The sequence below is a fragment of the Nocardia grenadensis NBRC 108939 genome, from assembly GCF_001613445.1.
Taxonomy (GTDB): Bacteria; Actinomycetota; Actinomycetes; order Mycobacteriales; family Mycobacteriaceae; genus Nocardia; species Nocardia grenadensis.
The window spans coordinates 415,430-439,518 of sequence record NZ_BDCJ01000003.1 but is presented as its reverse complement, the minus strand read 5'-3'; the positions used below and the strand labels follow the sequence as shown (position 1 = coordinate 439,518).

Here is a 24,089-nt window from a genome sequence, read left to right as displayed (position 1 = left end):
GAGAGGTTGCGGCGGATCGAACGGCACGTCCGCGCTCTGGGGATACCGGCAGTGGACCGCTTGCCGTCGGAATGCGGCTCGCACGGAAGCGGCACCCGGGGAGAATGCCTTCCGGGCAGCTGATTTCGCATTCGATCCGGACTTGTGGCCTGCGCTACGTCGACGTACCATGTACTAGCATTTGTTCGATAATGTCGAATCGTTATCGACATTATCGAAAACTAGTCCCCTCATCCGGCCTGGTGCGCCCGGGTTCCTCATGCGAGATCCCCAGCGGTACCGGACTCGGGCGGGCCGAAGCGGCGCCCGGTAGCGGCGGCGACAGTCCGCCCCGCCACGACAGAGCCAGTCGCGTAAGGAGCAAGCAGTGAAAAAGATCCTCAACGACCCCGCCGACGTGGTGGGGGAGCAATTAGCGGGGCTGGCGGCCGCGCATCCGGAAGTCCGGGTCGACAACACCCACCGGGTCGTCTTCCGCGCCGACGGCCCCGTACCCGGCAAAGTCGGCGTGGTATCCGGCGGCGGCTCCGGACACGAACCGATGCATTCCGGCTTCGTCGGACGCGGAATGCTCGACGCGGCCTGCGTGGGCGAAGTGTTCACCTCACCGGTTCCCGACCAGATCGCCTACGCCACCACCTCGGTCTCCGCGGGCGCGGGTGTATTGCACATCGTGAAGAACTACACCGGTGACGTGCTCAATTTCGAGATGGCCGCCGAACTCGCGACCGCGGAAGCCGATGTCGAGATCCGATCAGTGCTGGTCGACGACGACGTCGCAGTAGAAGACAGCCTGCACACCGCCGGCAGACGCGGAGTCGGCGCGACACTTATCGTGGAGAAGATCGCAGGCGCCGCCGCGGAGGAAGGCCGTTCCCTCGCGGACGTAGCCGATATCGCATACGCGGTGACCGCCAACTCCCGGAGTATGGGAGTCGCGCTGACCTCCTGCACAGTCCCCGCGGCCGGAAAAGCAACCTTCGAAATCGGTCCCGACGAAATGGAGATCGGGGTCGGTATCCACGGTGAACCCGGCCGCAAACGCACCCAGCTCGCCTCGGCCCGCGACATAGCCGCGAAACTCACCGAACCCATTCTCACCGATCTGCCCTTCGACCGGCGAGACAAAGTCATCTGCTTCCTCAACGGGATGGGCGGTACCCCACTGATCGAGCTGTACCTGATGTACGGCGAGGTCGCACGGATCCTGCGCGCACAGGGCATCGAAATAGCGGGATCCCTGGTCGGTCCATACATGACCGCACTCGAAATGGCGGGCTGCTCGGTCACCCTCACCCGAGTCGACGACGAACTGCTCAACCTCTGGAAATCGCCGGTACACACAGCGGCACTGCGCTGGGGAGTATGAAATGACCCTTCTCGATCCGATTCGCTGGGTGTACCAGTTCGCCACCCTCGTCCAGGAGAACGCCGACCACCTGACCGAACTCGATGCCGCGATAGGAGACGCCGACCACGGCGGCAATATCCGCCGCGGTGCCACCGCCGTCACCGAAGCGCTCGCCCGGACCGCACCCACCACAACACCCGCAGACACACTCCAACAGGTCGGCATGGTGCTCATCCGTGCTGTAGGCGGAGCGAGCGGACCACTGTACGGCACCTTCTTCCTCCGCTTCGCCGGCACGGTCGGACCCGGCCATATCGACGCGGCAACCTTCGCCACGGCATTCCGCGCGGGCGTGAACGGCATCGTCACCCGGGGTAGAGCCGAAGCAGGAGACAAAACCATGTACGACGCGCTCGGCCCTGCCACCGATGCCTTCGACCGCTACCACGCCGCGGGCGCCGGTTTCACACCGTCCATGGAGGCGGCACTCGTCGCCGCCGAAACCGGTCGCGACGCGACAATCCGGATGCAGGCGCGGAAGGGGCGCGCCTCATACCTGGGAGAACGCAGTGTCGGGCATCAAGACCCCGGCGCGACCAGCGCAGTACTGCTCGTCCGCGCGGCCCGGCAGGCGCTGCGATGATCGGGCTCGTAGTCGTCTCCCACAGTCGTCGGCTCGCCGACGCGGCAGTCGACTTGGCCACTCAAATGGTGCACGACCGCGACCTGCGCATCGAGGTAGCGGCCGGCCTCGACGAGGAAACCCTCGGTACCGACGCGACAGCGGTGGCCGACGCCATCATCGCTGCCGATTCCGGGTCCGGCGTTCTCATCCTCATGGACCTGGGTAGCGCGATCCTTTCCGCGGAACTCGCGCTCGAGCTACTCCCGACCCAACACCGGATACGATTGTGCGCAGCGCCGCTGGTCGAGGGTCTCGTCGCCGCAGCCGTCGCCGCAGCGAACGGCGCGGCCCTGGCCGAGACCGCAGATGAGGCCGACAACGCCTTGATCGGCAAACGAACCCAACTCGGCATCGACACCACCCCGGAGGCGCTCCCCGAGGCCGTGCCGCAGAACGAGACAACCATGCGCGGCTCGTTCATCGTTGCCAACGAACACGGACTACACGCCCGGCCGGCGGCGCGGCTCATCGCCGAACTCCGCGACCTCGACTGCCGGATCGAGCTACGCAATCTGACAACCGGCACCGGCCCGGCCTCGGGCCGAAGCCTCAGCCGCATCGCCGCATTGGGCGCACTCACCGGCCACGAAATCGAAATCACCGCATCGGGACCGGCCGCCGAGCACGGAATGAACCGGCTGCTGATGCTCGCCCGGCAACGCTTCGGCGAAGAGATTCCCGCGCTGGTCGCCGACCATCCCGCTCCCACCACCTCCACCGGCCCGCTGCCCACTTCGACCGGCATCGCGATCGGCCCGGCCTGGCAGCCCGAGACGACACATTTCGTGTTACCCGACCACCCCGCCGGACCGCCGGCCACCGAACGCCGGCTTCTCGACGACGCAATCGCCCGGGCAAAAGAACGGCTCCGCAGCGAAATACAGCTGCATCCCGGACGGGAACCACGGTACACATCGCCACAATCGGAGGTCTTCCAAGCGCATCTGCTACTGCTGGACGACGACGAACTCATCACCGGCGCACGGCAGCAGATCGCCGGCGGCGCGGCCGCCGCCGGTGCCTGGGCAACCGCGCTCGACACCGCAGCGCAACAGCTGGAAGTGCTTCCCGACCCCTATCTGCGGGCTCGTGCCGCCGATATACGAGCGGTGCGCGACCAGGTCCTGGGCGAATTGCTCGGCCAGGACACCCGTGTCGCCAGCCGGCCGGGAATACTCGTGGCAGCCGACCTGACGCCCGCCCAAGTCGCTGGACTCGACGAGACCGTCGTCACCGGGATCGTGCTGGCCCATGGAAGCCCCACCTCGCACGCGGCGATACTGGCCCGAGCGAAGGGGATCCCCGCCGTGAGTGCCGCCGGGGACAGCGTCCTGCGGATTCCCACCGGGACGACAATCGCACTCGACGGAGCGACAGGGGAACTGGCCATCGATCCCCAACCCGAATGCCTCGCCGAGTTTCGCGCAACTGCCGCCGAACAACACAATCGGCGACAATCCGCGCAGTCCGCAGCCCATGACGTGGCTGTGTCGCGTGATGGGGTCATGGTGCATGTCGCAGCCAACGTCGGCAGTGCCGCGGAAGCCGATCACGCCGTGCGCGCCGGCGCCGACCTCGCCGGGCTGGTCCGCACCGAATTCCTCTTTCTCGGACGTGAGCAGGCACCCTCCGTGGAGGAACAGGAACAGGTATACCGAGACATAGCAAAGTCTTTCGACGGCCGGCGAGTCGTACTGCGCACTCTTGACGTCGGTGGCGACAAGCCGCTGCCGTATATTTCGCAGCCTCGCGAGGCCAACCCTTTTCTCGGATTGCGTGGGACCCGGCTGGGCCTGGCCCACCCGGAACTGCTGCGGGACCAGTTACAGGCGATCGTCCGGGTAGCCGCCGACTATCCGGTGAGTGTGATGTTCCCGATGATCACCACTGTGGAAGAGGTACGTACCGCGCGGCGAATGCTGGGCACGATAGCTCCGCCGGACCTCGATATAGAAGTCGGCATCATGGTCGAAGTGCCTGCTGTTGCCGCCCGAGCCGCGGTATTCGCGGGTTTCGTCGACTTCTTCAGCATCGGCACCAACGACCTGACCCAGTACACCCTTGCCGTGGAACGAGGAAACGAATCCGTTGCGGGACTGGCGGATCCGCTGGACCCCGGTGTCCTGCATCTCATCGACAAGGTGTGCCGCGGCGCGGGTGACACGCGGGTCGCGGTCTGCGGTGAAGCCGCCGCGGATCCGGCGGCGGTGCCGCTGCTTCTCGGGCTGGGAGTCTCCGAGCTCAGTGTCGCGCCGCCCGCGCTGCCGCTGACGAAAGCCGCGGTACGGGAACTGGATATCCAGGCCTGTCGCGCGGCAGCCGCACGTGCGCTGGCGTGTGAGTCCGCGACACAGGTGAGGTCTCAGCTCGCGCGGAATATCGCTTTGCGCGGCCGTGTCCCGACGGCCTGAGCTGAACCCGGTCGGCTCGCGGATGAACTCGTACGCCCCGGGCCTTCCTGTCGAGACGAACTCGATAGGAAGATGCCTCGGACCGTTTGCCCGGGTAGCTGTACCATCCCGCAGCGTCGTCGCTGCTGCGGGATGGTCCCAGGTCGGCCACCTCCGACTCGGGGAACTGATTCCCGCTGTACCCCGTGACGCGCTACCTCCGTGAAGTCCCGGCGGGCTTCATGTCGGTGAGCCTGGGTAGCGTCTTGGGCTGTGGAAACCGGTGAACGTATCCAAGAGCTCGCGGACCGTGTGGTAGCGCTGCGGGACGCCTATTACCGGGGCTCGCCGCTGGTCGCGGACGCGGAGTACGACGCGATCGAGGACGAGTTACGGGGCCTGCTCGAGGCGCACCCCGATCTCGCACCCGACCCGAACCCCTTGGAGCAGGTCGGGGCGCCCGCCGTGCTGCACGCCCCGATCCGGCATTCGCGGCCGATGCTGTCGCTCGAGAAAGCGACCACCCCGGATCAGGTCGCGGCGTTCTTCGACCGGTTTCCCGGGCAGCCGGTCGTGGTGATGCCGAAGCTCGACGGCTTGTCCCTGGCGCTTGTTTTCGAGGACGGGCGGCTGTTGCGGGCGGTGACCCGCGGTGACGGCACCACCGGTGACGATGTGACGGTGCTGGTCCGCGCGTTGGTCGACGGGGTGCCCGACCGGATCGATGTTCCTGGGCGAGTGGAGGTGCGCGGGGAGGCGGTGATGCTGCGGTCGACCTTCCTCGACTACAACACCGCGCACCCGGACAAGCCGCTGATCAACCCGCGTAATGCCGCGGCGGGCACACTTCGGGCGAAGGACCCGGCCACGGTCGCCGAGCGACGGCTGCGGTTCTTCGGCTTCGATCTCGACACCTCCGCCGGCGGCGCCGCGGCCGATCTGGCAGAAGGGCTGCGGGTGCTCGGGATCGCGGGGGCACAGATGCGGATGTGCGCCGATGCCGAGCAGGCGCAGGCGGCGATCACCGTGATCGAACAGGGCCGCAACGATTTGGACTACGATATCGACGGCGCGGTGCTGCGGCTGGCCGACCGCGGGGCCTACGCCGCGGCCGGCACCCGGTCCAACAGCCCGCGGGGCGCACTGGCGTTCAAGTTCGCCGCCGAGGAGAAGACCACACTGCTCAACGAGGTGGTCTGGGACGTCGGCAAGACCGGCAAGATCGTCCCGGTCGCCCGGCTGGAGCCGGTGTTCGTGGGCGGTACCACGGTCACGAAGGCGACGCTGGCCAATCAGCAGGTGATCCGGGCCCGCGATATCAAGGTCGGGGACACCGTGCTGGTACGCCGCGCGGGCGATGTGATCCCGTTCGTGGCCGGCGTGCTCGACGCCTCGAAACGCACCGGCGACGAGCGTGAGATCGTGCCGCCCACCGATTGTCCGTCCTGCGCGCAGCCGGTGACCGAGCAGGGCAACAGCCGGGAACTGTTCTGCACCAATGTCGCCTGTCCCGCGCAGACGGTACGCAGGCTCATCCACTGGGCGTCGCGGCCGGCGGCCGATATCGAGGCCTTCGGCCAGGTGTGGATCGAGCGCCTGGCCGAGGCGGGCATCCTGGAGCGCCCCTCGGATTTCTACACGCTGACCACCGAGCGCCTGCTCGAATTCGACCGTATCGGCGAAACCTCCGCCGCGCGCATGATCGACTCGGTCGATGCGTCCCGCCGGGTGGGTCTGCGCCGCGCACTGATCGGCCTGGCTATTCCGATGGCCTCCGAGGGCACCGCCGCGCGCCTGGCCCGGGCGGGATTCCGTTCCCTGGAGGAGGTCGCCGCCGCGGGCGAGGAACGCCTCGTGGCCGTGGAGGACATCGGCCCGAAGGTCGCGGCGTCCCTGGTCGAACACCTCACCCGCCTGCGTCCGGAACTGGAGCGGTTGCGCGCCGCGGGCGTGAGTCTGGATGTGCTCGAGGAGGATCTACCACCGGTAGTCGCGGCGGGTGCGCCGCTGGCCGGTAAAACGGTGGTGGTCACCGGCGCGATCAGCGATCCGCGTTCGGGAGAGAAGGTTGCCCGCCCGACGTTCCAACGCTTGTGTGAGAAGGCGGGCGCCACAGTGGCGTCCTCGGTGTCGGCGAACACCGACCTGCTCGTCACCGGTGCCGGGGTCGGTGAGAGCAAGCTGGCCAAGGCGGCGAAACTCGATGTGGAAGTGGCCGATCAGGGAAAGATCTGGAACCTGCTGATCGACGCGAACGTCGTCTAGACCACGCCGGGCCGGCCGGGCGGAACCGGCGAGCCGCCGTACCCCGGAGCGGTGCCGCGGTCGCCGGCCCGGGCTCGTATCGCTGCGCCCGCCGGTTACCGCGCCGGCGCGTCGAGTGCCCGCGAGGTGGGTGTCGCGTGACCGGTGGTCGGTCACGGAGCGACGAGTTCCCGGCGGGCCCATCCCTACCGCCGGATCCATCAGCACCTGCGCTGGTACTTGCTCGCCTGGGATACCGGTCGACTCACACACTGTTGCCGACCGGATCTGCCTCGGGCAGCACGGTCGCCGAAGCCGACGCCGACGGTCGCCGGATGCCGAGATATGCTGCCACGACCGCGAGTTCACCGGTTTGCGTGCAACGAGCGGCACTGCCATGCGATCAACCGAGAGGATGTGGCCGGTAGCGTGAGTAGCTATCTGGTTGTCCAGCTGTACTGCACACCCGCGCAAGCCGATTCCGTGCGTTCGGCCGCGGCCGGTGAACTGGCGAAGTTCCCCGAATTCGCCGAGGCGAGAACAGAACTGGCGCCGAAGGCCGAAGGTGAGCGCCGCATGCACCTGGCCTGGGCCGAAGAGCATCCCGGTCAGGAGCCGGGCGAGCGCACCTACTTCTCTCTCGAGATGACCTCCCCGGTCGATGCGCCGGAATCCGTATTGCGGAAAGCGGAGGACCAGATCCTGGAGTGGATCGATACGACCTTCAACGACGAGGCGAACGATATCGCCGAGGTCCAGTGGGCGAGTTTCGCGGAGATCAGGCAGGACGCCTGACGGCTGCGCGCGCCGCGCGGAGAGGCGGCTGCCGGGGCCGGTCCCGGTCGACCGGGTGAGCAGCCGCGACTCCGATCGGAAATCCCGCTGTTCGACGAGGTCGGCCGCCACAATGTGGCGATGCGAACCTATGTCCGTGTACTGACGGCGACCGTCGCCGGAATACTCGTCGTCTTCGCGCCCACCGCCGCGGCCGTCCCGGTTTCCGGCGGCTCGGCTCAGCTGCCGTTTCCGCTGACACTGCAACCGGAGGGAGTGCGGGCGCCGGCGGCGGCGCTGGCGGAAGCCGGTACCGGATTGCTCGTGTGGTCGCGGCAGCCGGATGCCCGCGTCCCGATCGCCAGTATCACCAAGGTGATGACGGCGGTGGTCGTGCTCGAATCGGGCGACCTCGAGCGTCCGGTCACGGTGCCGCGAGCGGCCGTCGACTACGCGGCCGCCTACGGCGGAAGTACCGCCGGACTGGCTCCCGGCGAGGTGCTCACCGCACGTGAGCTGTTGTACGCGATGATGCTGCCCTCGGGCTGCGACGCCGCCTATGCCCTGGCGGAGGCGTTCGGACCGGGCCAGGACGCTTTCCTCGCCAGGATGAACGCCACCGCGCAGCGGCTGGGAATGCCGAACACATATTTCAGCGATCCCAGTGGCCTGCCCGCCCCCGACGATTACGCTACGTACTCCACCCCGGCGGAGCTGGTGCGGCTCGGTCGGCACGCAATGGCCGATCCGGTCTTCCAGGAGATCGCCGGATCGCAGGTCCACTACCTGCCCGCCGGTCCCGCGAACCGGGCCCACGTCTGGGAGACCACCAACGATCTGCTCCGCGATTATCCGGGCACCACCGGAATCAAGACCGGGTCCACGGACGCTGCCGGGACCTGCCTGCTGTTCGAAGCCTCCCGGGGTGCGCAGCGGCTGATCGGTGTGGTCCTCAACAGTTCACCCGACGACCTGGCCGCCGCGGCGACCGACGCCGCACGGATCATGGACTGGGGTTTTCTCCCGATCCTCAGTGGGCTGCCGGTCGGCTGATCAGGCCGCCTCCAATGCGTTGGTTCCGGAGGAGAAGGGCCGCGGCCCCGGCGAGAAGTACCAGGCCGCCGGCATCCACGGCCGCGACGCGCAGCAGTTCCGGGCCCACCGGTCCCTCGGCCGGGAGCAACGCCACGAATCCCGCCATACTCACCGCATTGGCCACAATGGCGGCGGGCCGCAGCCGGGGCCGGAACACCGCGACGATGAGGGCCACTCCCAAGATCGCGAACAACAGTCCGCGATGGCGGAGCAGCAGGCGCAGGTCGGCGCCTACCGGATCGATCCCGTAGGCCGCACTCGCCCGTTCCACGGAGAGCACAGCGACAGCGGGAAGGAGGTTCAGGACGGCGGCCGCGCCGAGTAGGAGCCGGCCCCAGGTATGGCTTCGCATGGTGCTCCTCGAAGTAGGGTTCGAACCGATTCTCGGTGCCGAGCGTGCGTGCCACTTCTGAGAACGTGCGGTATTCCTTCGTAGTCGGTGACAGGTCGAAGCGGTACAGGACGATGACCGTGCGCCCGATGAGCTCCGGTTCAGCGAGGGACGCTTGGAGACCCGGTGGATCAACTGGAATTTCCGTGGCCAGCAGGTGGTCAGGCACGCCGGTAATGCGCTCGAGGGGACGAAGCCCAAGGTGGCCGCGTACCACCCGACGTCCCGCATGGGAACACCTGGGCCGAGGTCGCTCGGGCGGTACTGTTCCTCGCGTTGGACGCCACCTGCACAACCGGCGCGAACTCGTCGTAGACGGCGGCGGTTCGCAGCTCTGAGAGTACCGATCCGGATGACCGGAAAGCCGCCGGGAAACAGTTCACCCGGTGGCGTCCGGTCTTCGATCAGACGGGGATCGGGGCCGAGGCCAGCGTGGCCGCGATGGCGGCGGCCAGTTCCGCGCCCTTGATCTCGAAGTGCCGAGTGAAGTACTCCAGATGTTCGGTGTGTTCGTGGAAGTGATGCGGGGTCAGGACCGCCGAGAAGACCGGTACCCCGGTGTCGAGCTGTATCCGCATCAACGCGTCCACCACGGTCGCCGCCACGAAATCGTGCCGGTAGATACCGCCGTCCACTACCAGGGCACAGCCCGCGATACCCGCGTATCGGCCGGTGGTGGCCAATTGCTTGATACGTAGCGGTATCTCGAAGGCGCCGGGGACTTCGAAGATATCGATATCGACGACGCCGCGCTCGGTGAGCCCGGCTCGGCAGGCCGCGACGGCCCGGTCGACGATATCGGCGTGCCACCGGGCGGCGACGAGGGCGATGCGGTTCGGTGTGGGTGACATTCTGTTCCTCCTGCTCGCTGTGTCACCCAGGGCATGACGACGCGAACAGGAGCCGCCCGCGCGCGGGCACTCCGGTGCCGCGTTCTCTTTCATCCGGACTGTGACCGTCGGCTCCGGGATCACACCGGAATCTGCTCGACCCACCGCGTCCGAGGACACGGTGGCGCTCGCGGGCTCGTGCACCGGATCGGACCGGATGCCATGACCGCCGGTGGGGAATTCCACCCCGCCCTGAGAACGTGTACGAAACGGACAGTAACAATGCTGCGACCCCAGGACAACCCGGCGGCCGTCCGCCCGGCCCGGACGGTCATGCTCGGGGGAGATGCGCGCGGTGGTCGTAGTACAGCAGGCGGTAGTCGCCGGCCTCCTCCGCCCACGCGGTGACAGAGGCGTTTCCGGCCAGGCCCTGGGCGGCGACGGCGAGTGTTCCGGCGTCGTCGAGGTGCTCGAGCAGGCGGCGCAGCAGCAGGATCACCGCATCGTGCGCGACGATGAGTACCCGGCGGTGCCGGGTATCGGCGGCGATGCGGTCGAGCACCCCCGTCACCCGGGCGGCGACATCGTGGAAGGATTCGCCGCCGGGCGGCCGGTAGCCGAGCGGATCGGCCTGCTCGGCCGCGTACTGCTCGGGGTAGCGTTCCCGGACCTCCGAGACGGGGGTATGTGCGAGTGTGCCGCGGAACCGGTCGTACAGGCGCGGGTCGGTCACCCGGCCGGGCAGCGCGATGCCGGCCGCCCGGAGTTCGGTTTCCGCGAGCTGCCAGGTCTGCACCGCCCGTCGATACGGCGAGCACAGGACGATTTCCGGGAGTTGCTCGGGCGGCAGCGCGGCAGCCCATCGCCCCAGGGCGGCGGCCTGGCGTTTTCCGAGATCGGTCAGCTCGATGACCATATCGTCGGCTTCGGCGGGGGTCGCGGGGCGGATACCGGCATTGACGGTGCTCTGACCGTGCCGGACCGCGTAGAGCAGACGGGGGCTCGGGTGCTCGTCACGGGTAGCGAAATATTCGGGCGCGACGGAGGTTTCGGGATCGGCGGGCGGCTGCGTACTCATACCTGGAGGATGTACCGGGGGACGCCGTGCTGCCGGAATTTCCGGATACCGCGGCGGCGGTCCGAGTAGATCACGAAACGCGGGATCCGGCATTACTCGGGCATCCCCACCTCGTCCGGGGTCTTGTCGTTGCGCAGTCCCCGCCAGCTCGGATGTCGCAGACCCTCCCCGGTGTACTCGCGGTATTCGATATCGCCGACGAGCACCGGATCCACCCAATGCGGGGCCCCGGGGCGGCCGAAGCGCGCCGGGGTCAAGGGGAACAGCGCCTCCGAGCGGGCGATCTCGTCCAGCCGGGTCCGCAGCGCCCGGCGGGCGGCCGATGTGAAACCGGTACCCACATTGCCGATGTGCACGAGCCGCCCGTCGGCGTCGTGGGCGGCGAGGATCAGCGAGCCGAATGTCGCGCTCGCCGAGCCGGTGCCGGCGGTCCAGCCGGCTACGACGGCCTCGGTGGTCTTGCGGATGGGGGTCTTGATCCAGGCCGGGGAGCGGCGGCCGGGATGGTAGGTCGAGTCGAGGCGTTTGGAGATGATGCCTTCCAGCCCGTTGTCCCGTGCCGCGTCGAGTAACCGGTCGGCGGGCGTACCCACCCAGTACGGCGGGGTTTGCAGCGGTGCGCTGTCCAGCGCCAGTGCCTGCAGGCGTTCGCGACGATCGAGGTAGGGCAGGCCGGTCACATCCGCAGCTGCATCGGTGAGGATGTCGAACAGGAACAACTGCACCGGGACCGCACCGATCAGCGCCCGGCTCGGCCGCACGACGTGCATACGGCGCTGTAGCAGGCGGAACGACGGCGCACCGGCGGGGGTCTGCGCGATGATCTCGCCGTCGAGCATCACGTCCCGGCCGCCGAGGCGGCCGGTCAGGGCGGTGACCAGATCGGGATAGGAGCCGGTGATCTCGCGGCGGTTGCGGCTGTAGAGGCGGCAGTCCGCACCCGAGCAGATCACGAGGGCACGGACCCCGTCCCATTTCATCTCCACCGCCCAGTCCGGAGTGTCCGGTGGACGGCCCGGGGTGGCGAGCATCGGCGCCGGGACCGCCGCCCGGCCCGCGGGGCTCAGCGGCCGGTGCCGGGGTAGGCGACCACGGCCGCGGGCGCGCTCGGGCGCCACCGGAGTGCCACGGCCCTGTCCCGGCCGCATCGGAATTCGCCCGCCATGCCTACCTCCCGCTCGATACAGCCGGATAAAGCCTGGTCGGGCGCAGACTACGGCGTGCTCGCGCGGGGGCCGGGCAGACACGCGGGATTCGATTCCGAGTGCGGATCCCCTACGCGATGCGTTCGAAAACCGCTGGCGATCCCTGCCCCCGCCGATGTATAGGGTCTCCAAGCCGTAGCGGCCCTCACGGCGGCCCAGTTCGCGCAACGGCAAAGCCCCGACCGGTGACTGGGCACCGCCACGGGAACGAGGCTCGACCTCACCGCTAGTGTCCGGCGGGCGCCCGTGACGGAAGGTCGCGGCGAACGCACAGTGCAGCCCCGGGCATGTCCGCTTCCGGCGGCTACTCCTGGCTCTGGTCTCGGCGGCCCGGCCGGATGAGCGGATCGCTGCTGTGCCGGGCCGGTGCATGCGGCGGGCTACCGCCGACGGCGGGACATGTATATCGTCATATTTGTGACGAATGCAGAGATTTTAACTGATGATATCGCGTCGTCGGTGAAACCGCAGAGCGTTCTGCTGACCGTTTTGGGGCGCTATGTACTCGATCGCCACGCGATGGTGAGTACGACCAGCCTGATCGATGTGCTCGCCTCCGTCGGTATCGGTGAGCACGCTACCCGCTCCACGCTCAACCGTATGGTCAAACGCGGTCTACTGGATCGGCACCGCGTAGGTCGCCAGGCCTACATGGTGTTGACCGCCCGGTTGACCGAGATCCTGCGGGATGGTCATGTGCGGATCTGGCGTACCGGCGCGGTCGAGGCGAATTGGGACGGTTCGTGGACCATGTTGACCTTCAGTTTCCCGGAATCCTGGCAGCGGCAGCGGCACGATCTGCGGGCGCGGCTGCAGTGGGCGGGCTTCGGGTCGTTGCAGGGTGGCCTGTGGATCGCACCATCGACGACGAATGTCCGGGAGATCCTCGAGGGTGTCGAGGGCGCCGACCGGATCCGCGTTTTCCGCAGTCGTGCCGATGCCGAGACCGATATCCCCGCCATGCTGCGCGATGCCTGGGACGTGGCGGGTATCGCGGCGCTGTACTGCGATTTCCTCGGGCGTTGGGGGGCCACCGACCGCTCTCGGGCGCACGACGCGCTGGCGGTACAGCTTCTGCTGGTGACGGAGTGGCTGGACGTCATCCGCCAGGATCCCCGGTTGCCCGTCGAGCACCTGCCCGCGGACTGGCCCGCGGCTGCGGCGCAGCGCGCATTCCACGCTCTGCACGACCGGCTGGACACGGTCGCCCGGGCGGAGGCCGCGCATCGGCTGGAACTGCGTTCACTGGAACCATCTGTCCTGGAATGAACTTAGTCATTTTGTTGACGGTAGTAGTGAATACGGCTAATGTATGCCAGGTCACATCGGTTGCTCATGGCGGTTCTCGTCACAGGCCCGAAGCGTGCACAGACCCACTGGACACTCATCACGTGAGGGACTCGATGAGACCGACCCGAACACAGGCGTTCGTCGCCATCGTCGCGCTGCTCGCCCTGGCACTCGCCGGATGTACGTCGATCGACGAGAAAACAGCCGAGACGGAGCAGCTGTCCGGCCCGGGCGAGAGCGCCGGCGTGCTGTACGAGCGGCTACCACAAGCGGTCAAGGACAAAGGCGAAATCGTCTTCGTCGGCGATTCGCATCCGCCCTACCGCACGGTGGCCGCCGACGGGAAGACGATCACCGGCATGGACCCCGATATCCAGCAGGCACTGTCCGGCGTGCTCGGGGTCCCGATCCGCATGGAGGTCTCCAGTGGTCTTCCGGCCATGCTGTCCGGCATGCTGTCCGGTCGTTACGACGCGTTCAACGGACCCGTCAAGGCCACGCCGCAGCGGCTCGCGGATTTCGACGGGGTGCAATGGCTGACCAGCCGCACCTCCTACCTGCTGCCGATCAACGGAGGGATCGGCGCACAGAGCACGGACGAATTATGCGGAACCCGGACCGCGGGCGTGATCGGGTCGATCACCGAGGAACAGGCTGCCAAGCTGTCGGACTGGTGCGAGAGCAACGGTAGGCAGCCCCTCGAATTCGTCGGATTGGCCGATACCAATGCGACCCTGCTGGCCGTGCAGTCCGGCCGTGCCGATTCCGCCGCGCTCACCCAGAGCGGTGCCATCGATACCGCCGCCGCGCAGCCCAATACCTGGCGTGCCGTCGCGCAGACCGAGGAGCAGGGTGCCCTCGCCGACCAGCTCGTGCTGCTCTCACCCAAGACTAACGGTCTGGGGCCGGTTTTCTACGAGGCTTTCGAACTGCTGTTTTCCGGTGGGCAGTACGACGAGCTGGTGGCGAAATGGAATCTCGAGGACATCGCCATCCCCGAGCCCGTGCTGAACCCCACCGCGCCGGCATGAGCCGGGATCTTCGAGCCATTCCATGTCTGACGAACAAGGAAACGCGATGACCGCATCTCTGACCGAGCGGCCCGCGGCGACCGTATCCACCTCCGACGATGTCTCCACGGCCCGGCCCCGCCTGCGACCGCTGCGGTGGATCGTCTCGGCGGTGCTGCTCGTACTCGCCGCCCAGCTCGTCAATTTCATCGTGACGAACGAACGGTTCGGCTGGGATATCGTCTGGGGCTATCTCTTCTACCCGACGGTCCTGAAGGGCCTGGCCATGTCGGTGTTCATCACCGTGGTCGGGATGGTGGTCGGTTCGTTGCTGGGCGTGGCGCTGGCCGCGGGCCAGAACAGTGATTTCTGGCCGGTGCGCCTGGTGTGCCAGGGGTATGTGGGGATCTTTCGGGGTATCCCGCCGCTGGTTCAGTTGATCTTCTGGTTCAACCTGGCTTATCTGCTGCCGCAGCTGTCGATCGGCATACCGTTCGGTCCGACCTTCGCCTCGTGGTCGTCGACGGAGTTGATCAGTCCGCTCACTGCCGCCTTGATCGGGCTCAGCCTGCACGAGGCCGCCTATATGTCGGAGATCATCCGGTCCGGTATCGGGGCGGTGGATGCCGGACAGCGGGACGCGGCGATGGCGATGGGTTTCAGCCGGTGGCGGACCTTCTCGCGGATCATCCTGCCGCAGGCGATGCGGGTGATCGTGCCGCCTACCGGGAACCAGTTCATCTCCCTGCTCAAGGGCACCTCGCTGGTCTCGGTGATCGCCATGACCGACCTCTTGTTCTCCGTGCAGCTCATCTACAACCGCACCTACCAGGTGGTGCCGCTGCTGATCGTCGCCTGTCTCTGGTATCTGGCCGTGGTGTCGCTGCTCACGATATTCCAGCGCCGGCTCGAACGTCGCTACGGCCGCGGCGAACGGCGTGACGAGACCCGGTCGAGTCTGTGGGGCAGCGCGCTGAATCGTGGAAGGAGCATTCGATGAGCGACCAAACCGCCACGCCCGTGATACAGGTATCGAGCCTGCGCAAGGTTTATCACGGCCGTCCGGCGCTGGACGGCGTGGACCTCACCGTCACCGAGGGGGAGGTGGTCGTTATCCTCGGTCCTTCCGGATCGGGCAAGTCCACGCTGGTGCGCTGTATCGACCAGTTGGAGAAGATCGACGGTGGGGCCATCTATCTCGATGGCGAGCTCCTGGGTTTCGCGCATCGGCACGGTGCCCTGCGGCCGCTGTCCGAGGACGATATCGCCGCACAGCGGCGCCGGATGGGCATGGTTTTCCAGCAGTTCAACCTGTTCCCGCACTGGACGGTGCTGCGCAATATCACCGAGGCCGCGGTGGCGGTGCACGGGATGTCCAAGGATGCCGCCCGCGAGCGAGCCGAAACCCTGCTGCGGAAAGTCGGCCTGCCGGACAAGGCGAACGCCTACCCCCGGCAGCTGTCCGGCGGCCAGCAGCAGCGGGTCGCGATCGCCCGATCGGTGGCCACCCGGCCGCGGGTATTGCTGTTCGACGAGCCGACCAGCGCCCTGGACCCCGAGCTGGTCGAGGAGGTGCTCAACGTGATCAAGGACCTCGCTCGTTCGGGTTTGACCATGGTCGTGGTCACCCACGAAATGGAATTCGCCCGCCAGGTCGCCGACCGCTGCGTGTTCATGGTCGACGGGAAGGTCGTCGAGCAGAACGCCGCCGCGGAGTTCTTCGAACGACCGCAGACCGAGCGGCTGCAACGCTTTCTCAGCCGCTTCAACGAATCCCGTAAGGCCGACCCCGTAGCGACCGAACTCGCCGTGGAGGCCCGATGAGCGCCACCTGCACGATCCTGGCCGTCGGCGACCTGGTTCTCGACGAGCCGGACCCCGCGTCCTACTTTGCGCCGAGCACGGGGGTGCTGCGGGCCGCCGATCTCGCGATCGGTCATATCGAGGTTCCGCATTCGACCAGCACTGTCCAGGCCAGCACCGATGTGCCGGCGCCGCCGGCCGATCCGGCAGCCCTCGGTGCCGTCGCCGACGCCGGTTTCGCGATCGTCACTCTCGCCGGGAACCATCTCTACGATGTGGGCACCGACGGTGTCCTCGACACTATCCGGCACTCCCAGGCGGCCGGGTTGAAAACCGCGGGCGGGGGAGCGAACCTCGCCGCCGCCCGCGAGCCCGCCGTCCACGAGGCGGGCGGGCTGCGGATCGGGGTGCTCAGTTTCAACTGTGTGGGTCCGCGGGATTCGTGGGCGGCGTCGCAGAAGGCGGGCGCGGCCTACGTCAAGGTGCTCACCCACTACGAACTCGAATCGGCGACTCCCGGCGGGCCGCCGACGGTCTACACATTCGTGGCGCCGGACAGTCTCGCGCAGATGAAGTCCGATATCCGGGCGTTGCGGGCAAACGTGGACGTCGTGGTCGTCGCTCTACACAAGGGGATCGGTCATACCCCCGCGGTGCTGGCCGATTACGAATCACCGCTCGCGCAGGCCGCGGTCGACGCCGGCGCCGATATGGTGATCGGGCATCACGCGCACATCATGCGCGGGATCGAAATGTACCGCGGTAAGCCGATCTTCCATGGTCTCGGCAACTTCGTCACTGTGACGCACGCGTTGACCCCGGTCGGCGGCGACTCCGCTGAGCGCCGCGCGTGGGCGGCACGCCGACAGCAGATGTTCGGGTTCGTGCCGGACCCGGATATGCCGTCTTACCCGTTCCACCCGGAAAGTCGCAATACCGCGATCGCGTCATGCGTCTTCGGCCCGCGAGGCATGGTCAGCGCGGGATTCGTGCCCTGCTGGATCGATGACGACGCCCGCCCGATCCCGTTGACACCGGGTGATGCGCGCGGCGCAGAGGTCGTGGACTACATCGAAAAAATCACCCGGGCAGCAGGTTTCGACACCGAGTTCCAGCGCGGCGGCGATCTGGTGACCGTGGCCGAGCCCGACGTACAGCAAAGGACACCCTGATGGCTCAGCGGCCTCTCGAAGGAAAGATCGTGCTCGACCTGACAACTGCGCTGGCGGGCCCCTACGCGACGCTACTGCTCGCCGGACTCGGCGCCCGGGTGATCAAAATCGAGAACCCGGAGCGGGGCGGGGACGCCGCGCGCAACAACTCCCCGTATGTCACCCGCGACGGTCTCTCGGTGCGGCGCACCTCCGATGAGGACATGTCGGTCTCGATGCTCGCCCGCGGCCGCAACAAGGAGTCGATCACCCTCGACCTGAAGAACCCGGCCGGCCGGGAGGTGTTCTTCGATCTGGTCGCGCACGCAGATATCGTCGTCGAGAACTACAGCGCCGGTGTCACCACGCGCCTGGGTATCGACCACGCTGCCGTCGCCGCGGTGAACCCGGCGGTGGTCTACACCTCCATCAGCGGGTTCGGCAGCCAAGGTGGTCCGGGCACCGGCAAGGCGATGGATACGATCATCCAGGCTCTCAGCGGGGTCATGATGACAGCCGGAGGCCCCGGCGATCCCCCCGTCCGGTTCGGTCTGCCGATCGGTGATCTGCTCGCCCCACTGTTCGCGGTGATCGGCACCCTGTCGGCGGTGATCCAGGTAGGGCAGACCGGACGCGGCCAGCACGTCGACGTCTCCATGCTGGGCGCGCTCACCTCACTGGTCGCCGCCGAACCCTTCGACGCCTTCGACATGATCGGGCTTCCCACCCGCACCGGCGATATGGTGCCGCGGCTGGCGCCGTTCGGTATCTTCGCCGCCGCGGACGGGCATTTCGCGATCTGCGGGCCCACCGACCCGTTCGCGCACGGGGTACTCACCGCGATCGGCCGCGCCGATCTGATCACCGACCCGCGGTTCGAGAAGCGGGACGGCCGGGTGCACCACGCCGACGAACTGCACGCGATGATCGCACAGTGGGCGGCGGACCAACCGGTGGCGAAGGTTATCGCGGAACTCGAGCAGCACGGCGCACCCTGCGCGGAGGTCCGGGCACCGCACGCCGCGGTCCGCGATCCGCTCGTGCGACAGCGCGGCGAGGTGGTGCCGCTGCGCCATCCCAGCTACGACGATATCGTCGAGCTCTGGGGCAGCGGTCTGCCGATCACCATGTCCGACAGCGATACCGGCCTCGACCGGCCCGCGCCCGCCCTGGGTGCGCACAATCACGAGGTGCTCGCCGGACTGCTCGGGTACGACTCCGCGCGTATCGCCGCCTTGTCGGAAGGCAAGGTTCTATGAGCCCGGAACCGCCGGGGCCGGCGAATCCTGAGCAACGCGCTGCCGGTGCCCTGGGTTCGCGGGTACCCGGCGCCACCGATTCCGATCGGCCGGTGATCGGTGTAGTCGGCGGTGATGTGCCGCCCGAGATCATCGAGGCGGCCGGCGGGCAGGCCTACCGGCTGTCCGGCGGCGACCGGCCGGCCGGCGCCGAGGCCGTCCGATTACTCGGCGTCGCAGTGGATTCCGTCGCCCATTCGATTCTCGACGATATCCTCACCGGCGAAGCGGGCTCCCTGCGCGGATTGCTCGTCTCCCGGGATTCGCAGGCCGCACTGCGCCTGTTCTACGTGCTTCGGATGCTCGCCCAGCAGGGCCGCGCGGTGCCGGAGGTACACCTCGTCGACCTGCTGCACCTACCGCGGGCATCGACGCGCGACTACAACGCCGGTCAGCTCGCGAAACTGGCCGATACCGTCGCCGACTGGACCGGTACCGGCCTCACGCCGGAGAACCTGTACACCGCACGGAAGCTCCGTGCCGAACTCGCGGCGGTGCTGCGAAGGGTGCGCGACCGCCGGGCCGCGGGCGTCGTGACCGGTGCGACCGCGCTGCGCGTGTACACACTCGCTCAGACCCGAGCACCTGCCGACTGCCTGACGGCAGTGAGCGCGGTACTCGACGAGGCCCGGTCACAGCCGGATTCGGATCCCGCGCACGGGTGGACGACCGAGGGGCGGCGCCGGGTCTTCCTCACCGGAAGCACGGTCGACCAGGTTTCGGTGTACGACAGCCTGGAAGCCGCCGGACTGTTCGTAGCCGGTGAGGACCACAACTGGGGTGACCCGGTGGCCGATCTCTGGGATATGCCCGCCGAGGCCACCGATCTGCACACCGCCTACGCCGAGATCGCCGGCCACCGCCTACACGCCGGACCCATGGCCCAGACCTCGGGCCTGGCCGAGCGCGCACGCTACAGCGCGGACCGCGTCCGCCGCTGCGGCGCCTCGGTGGTGCTGTCGGTCGGCCGCCACCACGATCCGGCGCCCGGGTGGGACCGGCCGGGACTGATCCGGGAACTGGGCTCGCACGCCCGCGTGGTGCCACTGCCGGTCGCCGCACACACCTGGTCGGCGCACGAACTCGAGACCGCCGTCGAGTTGCTCACCCGTGAAGATTGCGAGGCTACGGCACGATGAACGCACCGCATTCCGCATTGCCGGACCGATTGGCCGCGGCGACGGCCGCGACGGCGTATCAGAAGCAGTGGTTCGCCCGGATGCGCGCGGAGGTCGCTGCGGGCGCCCCGCTGGCATTGGTGAACGCCGATGCGCCACAGGAGATATTGCGTGCCATGGGGATTCCGTATGTGGTGAACCAGTGGTGGGCCTCGGTGGTTTCGGCCAAGCGGCTCGGTCCGACGGCCCTGCACAATATCGCCGTGCGGGGCTATCCGGACGATTCCCTGCAATACGACGCGATCGGTCTCGGGTCCATGGACCTGCCCGCCGAGGACGCACCGTGGGGTGGCCTACCGCGGCCTCGCTTTGTCATCGCCGAATGCAGCGGCGATGCCACCCGCAAGGTTTTCGACCTGTGGGCCGAACATCCGGACACCGGATTCTTCCCCTTCGAGCGCTCGTCGGCCACCACGACGCCGGACAATTGGTGGGAGCTCGTCGGCCACGACTGGGAACAGGTTTACGCCAGTGACCGTCTCGATCTGATGACCAGCGAGAACTGGCAGCTCGTCGAATTCCTCACCGAGCGCACTGGGCGAGAGTTCGATATCGACCGGCTCGCCGAGGTGATGGCGTTGGTCAACGAACAGGCGGAATGGAACAAGCGGACCCGGGACCTGATCGCCGCCACCCAGCCCACCCCGGTCTCCATCAACGACAGTATTCCCGCGGTGATGATCCCGCAGTGGCATCGCGGGAGTGAATGGGCCCGGGACGCGGCTCGCGAGTTGTACCACGAGGTGGAGGCAGCGGTGCGCGACGGTCGCGCGGTATGCCCGGGGGAGCGGGTGCGGTTGATGTGGATCGGCCGCGGTCTCTGGTTCGACCTCGGCCTGTATCAGCGCTTCCAGGAAAAGTACGGCGCGGTGTTCGTCTGGTCGATGTATCTCGCGATCGCGGCCGACGGCTACGCCCGCTACGGGGGGGATCCGATGCGCGCTCTGGCGGCCCGTTTCACGGGTTTCACCGATCAGCTGTACACGCCGCCGTGGTCGTCGCAGTGGTACGTGAAAGAAGCTCGGAACCACGGCGTCGACGCAGTGGTGCACCTGGTGGCCGACGATGTACCAGGATCGTCATTCACCACCGAGGCGCTGGAGCACGCCGGTATTCCCGTCCTGGAGATCCGCACCAACAACGCCGATTCCCGGGGCGCCGCCGCAGCGGCACTGGAAACCGCCATCGGCGACTTCCTGCAGCAGCGCGTACTCGACTGAGCTCATGCCCCGCTTCCTGCCGCCACCGCTGCGTCGGCGGAACTTCGTGCTGTACTTCGGCGGCCAGATCTTCGCCAGCACCGGTGTGTGGTTCCAGAATCTGGCGTTGAGCCTGTGGATCGTGCAAACCACCGAAAGCGCGCTGGCGCTGTCGCTGGTCGCCGTATGCCAGTTCACCCCGATGCTGGTGCTCTCGGCGCCGGCCGGTGTGGTGGCCGACCGCTTCCGGCCACGCACGATACTCTTCGTCACCACACCGCTCATGGCGCTGTGCGCCGCGGCGCTGGCCGGCGCCGCCGCCACGGGCCACGACGAACTCGTCACGTTGCTGGGGCTCGTGGCGCTGAGCGGGATCGTGCAGGCCTTCGACCGCACCGCGGGGCAGGCGTTCCTCTACGAACTCGTGGGCGCCCGGGAACTGGGCCCGGCGGTATCGTTGAACACCGTCGCGCTGTCCGCAGCCCGTTCATTGGGGCCCGGACTGGCCGGCCTGACCTACGTCGTGGCTGGCGCGCCGATCTGTTTCACGGTCAATGCGCTCACCTACTCCGGCGTACTGCTCGCGCTCTGCGTCATGGACCCGAAAGCGTTCGCGGAGAAGCGGCCTCGCTCCCGCGACGGGGGCAAGGGGTCGGTGCGGACGCTGCTGGGTGACCCGGTCCTGCGCAGGCTGTTCGGCACCAATATCGCCGTCACGGTGCTGGCGATGAATTTCATGGTCGTGGTCACCGCCATGGTCACCATCACACTGGCCGGTGATCCGGCACAGCTGGGTGCCGCGCACACACTGAACGCGGTGGGCGCGGTAATCGGTGGACTGATCGTCTCGGCGGTCGCGCACCAGGGAACCCGGGTGGTGGCGACGGCCACGGCGGTGCTCGGTATCTCGCTGGGTTCGGCTGCCCTCGCACCGGACGTGACAGTGTTCCTGCTGGTATCGCCGCTCATCGGCCTCGGCCTCGGTGCGTTCCAGAGTTCGCTGAACAGCACGGTGCAACTGCTGAGTCCTCCCGGGCTGCTCGGGCGGTCCGCCGGGCTGCTCACGATGAGCAGTGTCGGTGTCGTCCCCGTCGGAGCCTTGATCGCCGGCTCGATCATCGACAGTACGTCGGCGCGGGTGGCCCTGCTCGTCGGGACGGTCGCCTGTCTCTTCTGCGGTGCCGTGCTGGCGCGAGGTGGCGACCGGAAGCCGCAGACCGCGTACGAACACACTCCGCTTCTTCGCTAGCCGCCGCCTCGAGGCGAGAACTGGTGTCGTCATGACAATTCAAGGAGATGAGTATGTCCAGATATCGCTGGGCGATCGCGGGGCTAGTCGGCCTCCTGGTCGTCGCGGGCGCGCTGTTCGCAGTGGTCACCCGCACGGAGGAAGCCGACACCGCGCAGGCCGGTTTCGCCGATTACACGCCTGGTACGCAGTACACCGAGGCGATCACCGAAACCTTCTATCTACCGATGGCCGATGGCACGCGCCTGGCGATGCTGCTGTCGCGGCCCGCCACCGACGGGCGGGCGGCCGAAGGCCGCTTCCCGGTGATCTGGCATCACAAGCTCGATATCTACCCCAGCCCCAAAGACGGTGTGGGACCGCGGGAGGCCGGCTATTCGAACCTCACCGCCCTGACCGAACACGGCTATGTGATCGCCCAGGTCGCGCGGCGCGGTAACGGTCAATCGTTCGGTGTCCGGCGCGGTTACCACGACCGCGTCGAGGCACAGGACGCCTACGACGTCACCGAATGGCTGGCCACCCAACCCTGGTCGAACGGGCAGGTCGGCATCTACGGTTGCTCGAACACCGGCGATGCGGCCATGCACGCGGTCTCGATGCGGCCCCCGCATCTGAAGGCGGCCTTCGCCGGCTGCTTCTCCTGGAACAAGTTCGACGCGATGCGGCGGGGCGGGATCGCGGCCCAATGGGGTTACGGGCCCACTCGGACGGTGGCCGATGATATGCAGGTCACGCCCGTGGCCGGCGATGAGGACAAGACGCTGCTGCGCCAGGCCGCCGAAGAACATCAGAAATCGACCCCGCTGGCGAAGATGTGGGCGGGGATGCCGTATCGCGACGACTTCTCCCCGCTGGTCGCCTCCCGGTTCTGGGCGGAAGGCAGCCTGAGCACCTACGCGGCCCAGATCCGCGAATCGCAGATCCCGCTCTATATCGTGGGCGGCTGGCGCGACGAGTTCCGGGACCAGGGAATCATCACCGCACTCAACACCTCCGGATCGAAACTGCTGATCGGACCGTGGCTGCACTGTGAGAACCCCGGCCTCGCCCTCGTCCAGGAGGCGCACCGTTTCTTCGACGAACATCTGAAAGGCATCGATACGGGACTCGCCGAAGCTCCGCCCATCCGCTACGCCACGGTCTCCGATATCGGCAATCCCACCGGCGCGATCGACTGGCGGGAGGCACAGGCCTGGCCGCCCACCGAGTCCGGCCGCACCGATTTCTCCCTCGGCGCCGATGGGGTACTCGGCTCGCAGGCCACCGGCAGCCGGACGTTCACCGTGAACACCGCGGTCGAATGTCCCGAGGCAGGCTCGGGAGCGACCATCCAGCCGTGTCACACCGGTGGTGAGGGAACGTCGTACACGAGCGCGCCCCTCACCCGGGATACCGAGGTGACCGGTACCCCGCTCGCGGATCTGACCGTCCGGGTCGACCGTCCCGACGCCCATATCTTCGCCTACGTCGAGGATGTGGCGCCGGACGGCACGGTGTCAGTGGTCACTGAGGGCCGGCTCGCCGCCTCGTTGCGTGCGGAAAGCGAAGCGCCGTACGCACTACCCCCAGGGGTGCCGCATCACCGCTCCTACCGGGAGGACGCCCGGCCGCTGACTCCCGGGGTGGCCGCGCGCCTGCGGTTCGACATCCTTCCCCTGTCGTATGTGTTCCGCGAAGGACATCGGATGCAGCTCACGGTCACCGGCTACGACCACCGGGAGAGCATCCCGCTGCCCGATGCCCACGGGTCGACGATCGAGGTCGTGACCGACCCGGCGCAACCGTCGCTGGTGCAGCTGCCCGTCGTGCACCCCTGATCGTCACCCCCGTCCATCCCAAGGAGATCGACCGTGAAGTTCTCCCGG

20 protein-coding genes and 1 riboswitch are annotated in these 24,089 nt (G+C 67.7%); of the genes, 16 read left to right on the top strand and 4 right to left on the bottom strand.

Features of this window, described 5'->3' with window-relative positions; all coding sequences use genetic code 11:
- Positions 1–367: 367 nt before the first annotated feature.
- The 6 genes from dhaK to NGR01S_RS04235 all read left to right on the top strand — a co-directional run bounded on the left by dhaK (position 368) and on the right by NGR01S_RS04235 (position 8,497).
- Entirely contained in the window at positions 368–1,369 is a 1,002-nt protein-coding gene (gene dhaK / locus NGR01S_RS04260; protein ID WP_063034812.1) for a dihydroxyacetone kinase subunit DhaK, read from the top strand.
- Position 1,370: 1 nt separating this feature from the next.
- Positions 1,371–1,994, top strand: a complete 624-nt coding sequence (gene dhaL / locus NGR01S_RS04255) for a dihydroxyacetone kinase subunit DhaL (protein WP_063034811.1) — start codon at positions 1,371–1,373, stop codon at positions 1,992–1,994.
- A complete protein-coding gene (ptsP, locus tag NGR01S_RS04250; protein WP_063034810.1) occupies positions 1,991–4,447 on the top strand; it encodes a phosphoenolpyruvate--protein phosphotransferase in 2,457 nt (818 codons plus the stop codon). The genes dhaL and ptsP overlap by 4 nt, the downstream gene beginning before the upstream one ends.
- A 252-nt stretch (positions 4,448–4,699) precedes the next feature.
- Positions 4,700–6,691 carry an NAD-dependent DNA ligase LigA gene (gene ligA / locus NGR01S_RS04245; RefSeq protein ID WP_063034809.1) on the top strand — a complete coding sequence of 664 codons (1,992 nt, stop codon included), beginning with the start codon at positions 4,700–4,702 and terminating at the stop codon, positions 6,689–6,691.
- Between the two features lie 408 nt (positions 6,692–7,099).
- Positions 7,100–7,465 carry a hypothetical protein gene (locus NGR01S_RS04240; RefSeq protein ID WP_063034808.1) on the top strand — a complete coding sequence of 122 codons (366 nt, stop codon included), beginning with the start codon at positions 7,100–7,102 and terminating at the stop codon, positions 7,463–7,465.
- Positions 7,466–7,585: 120 nt separating this feature from the next.
- A complete protein-coding gene (locus NGR01S_RS04235; protein WP_063034807.1) occupies positions 7,586–8,497 on the top strand; it encodes a D-alanyl-D-alanine carboxypeptidase family protein in 912 nt (303 codons plus the stop codon).
- Here NGR01S_RS04235 and NGR01S_RS04230 read toward each other — a convergent pair.
- The 4 genes from NGR01S_RS04230 to ligD all read right to left on the bottom strand — a co-directional run bounded on the left by NGR01S_RS04230 (position 8,475) and on the right by ligD (position 11,956).
- Complete coding sequence (locus tag NGR01S_RS04230) at positions 8,475–8,891, bottom strand: hypothetical protein (protein WP_063034806.1); 417 nt, start codon at positions 8,889–8,891, stop codon at positions 8,475–8,477. The two genes, NGR01S_RS04235 and NGR01S_RS04230, sit on opposite strands and share 23 nt — an antisense overlap.
- Positions 8,892–9,334: 443 nt before the next feature.
- Positions 9,335–9,781: a 6,7-dimethyl-8-ribityllumazine synthase gene (locus tag NGR01S_RS04225; RefSeq protein ID WP_063034805.1), complete on the bottom strand. Its 447-nt coding sequence runs from the start codon at positions 9,779–9,781 to the stop codon at positions 9,335–9,337.
- Positions 9,782–9,858: 77 nt separating this feature from the next.
- Positions 9,859–10,024: riboswitch (FMN riboswitch) on the bottom strand.
- A 67-nt stretch (positions 10,025–10,091) separates the two neighbouring features.
- Positions 10,092–10,838 (bottom strand): histidine phosphatase family protein, encoded by a 747-nt coding sequence (locus NGR01S_RS04220; RefSeq protein ID WP_063034804.1) that lies wholly within the window; start codon positions 10,836–10,838, stop codon positions 10,092–10,094.
- Positions 10,839–10,930: 92 nt separating this feature from the next.
- A complete protein-coding gene (gene ligD, locus NGR01S_RS04215) occupies positions 10,931–11,956 on the bottom strand; it encodes a non-homologous end-joining DNA ligase (RefSeq protein ID WP_307718758.1) in 1,026 nt (341 codons plus the stop codon).
- Between the two features lie 546 nt (positions 11,957–12,502).
- On the opposite strand from ligD, the gene NGR01S_RS04210 reads away from it, so the two are divergent.
- From NGR01S_RS04210 to NGR01S_RS04165, 10 genes are all read left to right on the top strand, one after another.
- Complete coding sequence (locus NGR01S_RS04210; RefSeq protein WP_218020712.1) at positions 12,503–13,312, top strand: PaaX family transcriptional regulator; 810 nt, start codon at positions 12,503–12,505, stop codon at positions 13,310–13,312.
- A gap of 134 nt (positions 13,313–13,446) precedes the next feature.
- Positions 13,447–14,364, top strand: coding sequence for a transporter substrate-binding domain-containing protein (locus tag NGR01S_RS04205; protein ID WP_063034802.1), 918 nt, complete (start codon positions 13,447–13,449; stop codon positions 14,362–14,364).
- A 46-nt stretch (positions 14,365–14,410) separates the two neighbouring features.
- Positions 14,411–15,343, top strand: a complete 933-nt coding sequence (locus NGR01S_RS04200; RefSeq protein ID WP_063034801.1) for an amino acid ABC transporter permease — start codon at positions 14,411–14,413, stop codon at positions 15,341–15,343.
- Positions 15,340–16,167 carry an amino acid ABC transporter ATP-binding protein gene (locus NGR01S_RS04195; protein ID WP_063034800.1) on the top strand — a complete coding sequence of 276 codons (828 nt, stop codon included), beginning with the start codon at positions 15,340–15,342 and terminating at the stop codon, positions 16,165–16,167. The genes NGR01S_RS04200 and NGR01S_RS04195 overlap by 4 nt, the downstream gene beginning before the upstream one ends.
- Positions 16,164–17,318 (top strand): CapA family protein, encoded by a 1,155-nt coding sequence (locus NGR01S_RS04190; protein ID WP_063034799.1) that lies wholly within the window; start codon positions 16,164–16,166, stop codon positions 17,316–17,318. Before NGR01S_RS04195 ends, NGR01S_RS04190 begins: the two co-directional genes overlap by 4 nt.
- Entirely contained in the window at positions 17,318–18,556 is a 1,239-nt protein-coding gene (locus tag NGR01S_RS04185) for a CaiB/BaiF CoA transferase family protein (protein ID WP_063034798.1), read from the top strand. Before NGR01S_RS04190 ends, NGR01S_RS04185 begins: the two co-directional genes overlap by 1 nt.
- A complete protein-coding gene (locus tag NGR01S_RS04180) occupies positions 18,553–19,734 on the top strand; it encodes a 2-hydroxyacyl-CoA dehydratase family protein (protein WP_063034797.1) in 1,182 nt (393 codons plus the stop codon). Before NGR01S_RS04185 ends, NGR01S_RS04180 begins: the two co-directional genes overlap by 4 nt.
- Complete coding sequence (locus NGR01S_RS04175; RefSeq protein ID WP_063034796.1) at positions 19,731–20,993, top strand: 2-hydroxyacyl-CoA dehydratase family protein; 1,263 nt, start codon at positions 19,731–19,733, stop codon at positions 20,991–20,993. Before NGR01S_RS04180 ends, NGR01S_RS04175 begins: the two co-directional genes overlap by 4 nt.
- 4 nt (positions 20,994–20,997) lie before the next feature.
- Positions 20,998–22,221, top strand: a complete 1,224-nt coding sequence (locus tag NGR01S_RS04170; protein WP_063034795.1) for an MFS transporter — start codon at positions 20,998–21,000, stop codon at positions 22,219–22,221.
- Between the two features lie 53 nt (positions 22,222–22,274).
- On the top strand, positions 22,275–24,041 hold the full coding sequence (locus tag NGR01S_RS04165; protein WP_218020711.1) for a CocE/NonD family hydrolase: 1,767 nt from the start codon (positions 22,275–22,277) through the stop codon (positions 24,039–24,041).
- The last annotated feature ends 48 nt before the right edge of the window (positions 24,042–24,089 follow it).

Coding starts and splice junctions, on each gene's coding strand:
- dhaL (WP_063034811.1), top strand. CDS start 1,371: ATGACCCTTCTCGATCCGATTCGCTGGGTGTACCAGTTCGCCACCCTC.
- ptsP (WP_063034810.1), top strand. CDS start 1,991: ATGATCGGGCTCGTAGTCGTCTCCCACAGTCGTCGGCTCGCCGACGCG.
- NGR01S_RS04235 (WP_063034807.1), top strand. CDS start 7,586: ATGCGAACCTATGTCCGTGTACTGACGGCGACCGTCGCCGGAATACTC.
- NGR01S_RS04230 (WP_063034806.1), bottom strand. CDS start 8,891: ATGCGAAGCCATACCTGGGGCCGGCTCCTACTCGGCGCGGCCGCCGTC.
- NGR01S_RS04225 (WP_063034805.1), bottom strand. CDS start 9,781: ATGTCACCCACACCGAACCGCATCGCCCTCGTCGCCGCCCGGTGGCAC.
- NGR01S_RS04220 (WP_063034804.1), bottom strand. CDS start 10,838: ATGAGTACGCAGCCGCCCGCCGATCCCGAAACCTCCGTCGCGCCCGAA.
- NGR01S_RS04205 (WP_063034802.1), top strand. CDS start 13,447: ATGAGACCGACCCGAACACAGGCGTTCGTCGCCATCGTCGCGCTGCTC.
- NGR01S_RS04200 (WP_063034801.1), top strand. CDS start 14,411: ATGACCGCATCTCTGACCGAGCGGCCCGCGGCGACCGTATCCACCTCC.
- NGR01S_RS04195 (WP_063034800.1), top strand. CDS start 15,340: ATGAGCGACCAAACCGCCACGCCCGTGATACAGGTATCGAGCCTGCGC.
- NGR01S_RS04190 (WP_063034799.1), top strand. CDS start 16,164: ATGAGCGCCACCTGCACGATCCTGGCCGTCGGCGACCTGGTTCTCGAC.
- NGR01S_RS04185 (WP_063034798.1), top strand. CDS start 17,318: ATGGCTCAGCGGCCTCTCGAAGGAAAGATCGTGCTCGACCTGACAACT.
- NGR01S_RS04180 (WP_063034797.1), top strand. CDS start 18,553: ATGAGCCCGGAACCGCCGGGGCCGGCGAATCCTGAGCAACGCGCTGCC.
- NGR01S_RS04175 (WP_063034796.1), top strand. CDS start 19,731: ATGAACGCACCGCATTCCGCATTGCCGGACCGATTGGCCGCGGCGACG.
- NGR01S_RS04170 (WP_063034795.1), top strand. CDS start 20,998: ATGCCCCGCTTCCTGCCGCCACCGCTGCGTCGGCGGAACTTCGTGCTG.
- NGR01S_RS04165 (WP_218020711.1), top strand. CDS start 22,275: ATGTCCAGATATCGCTGGGCGATCGCGGGGCTAGTCGGCCTCCTGGTC.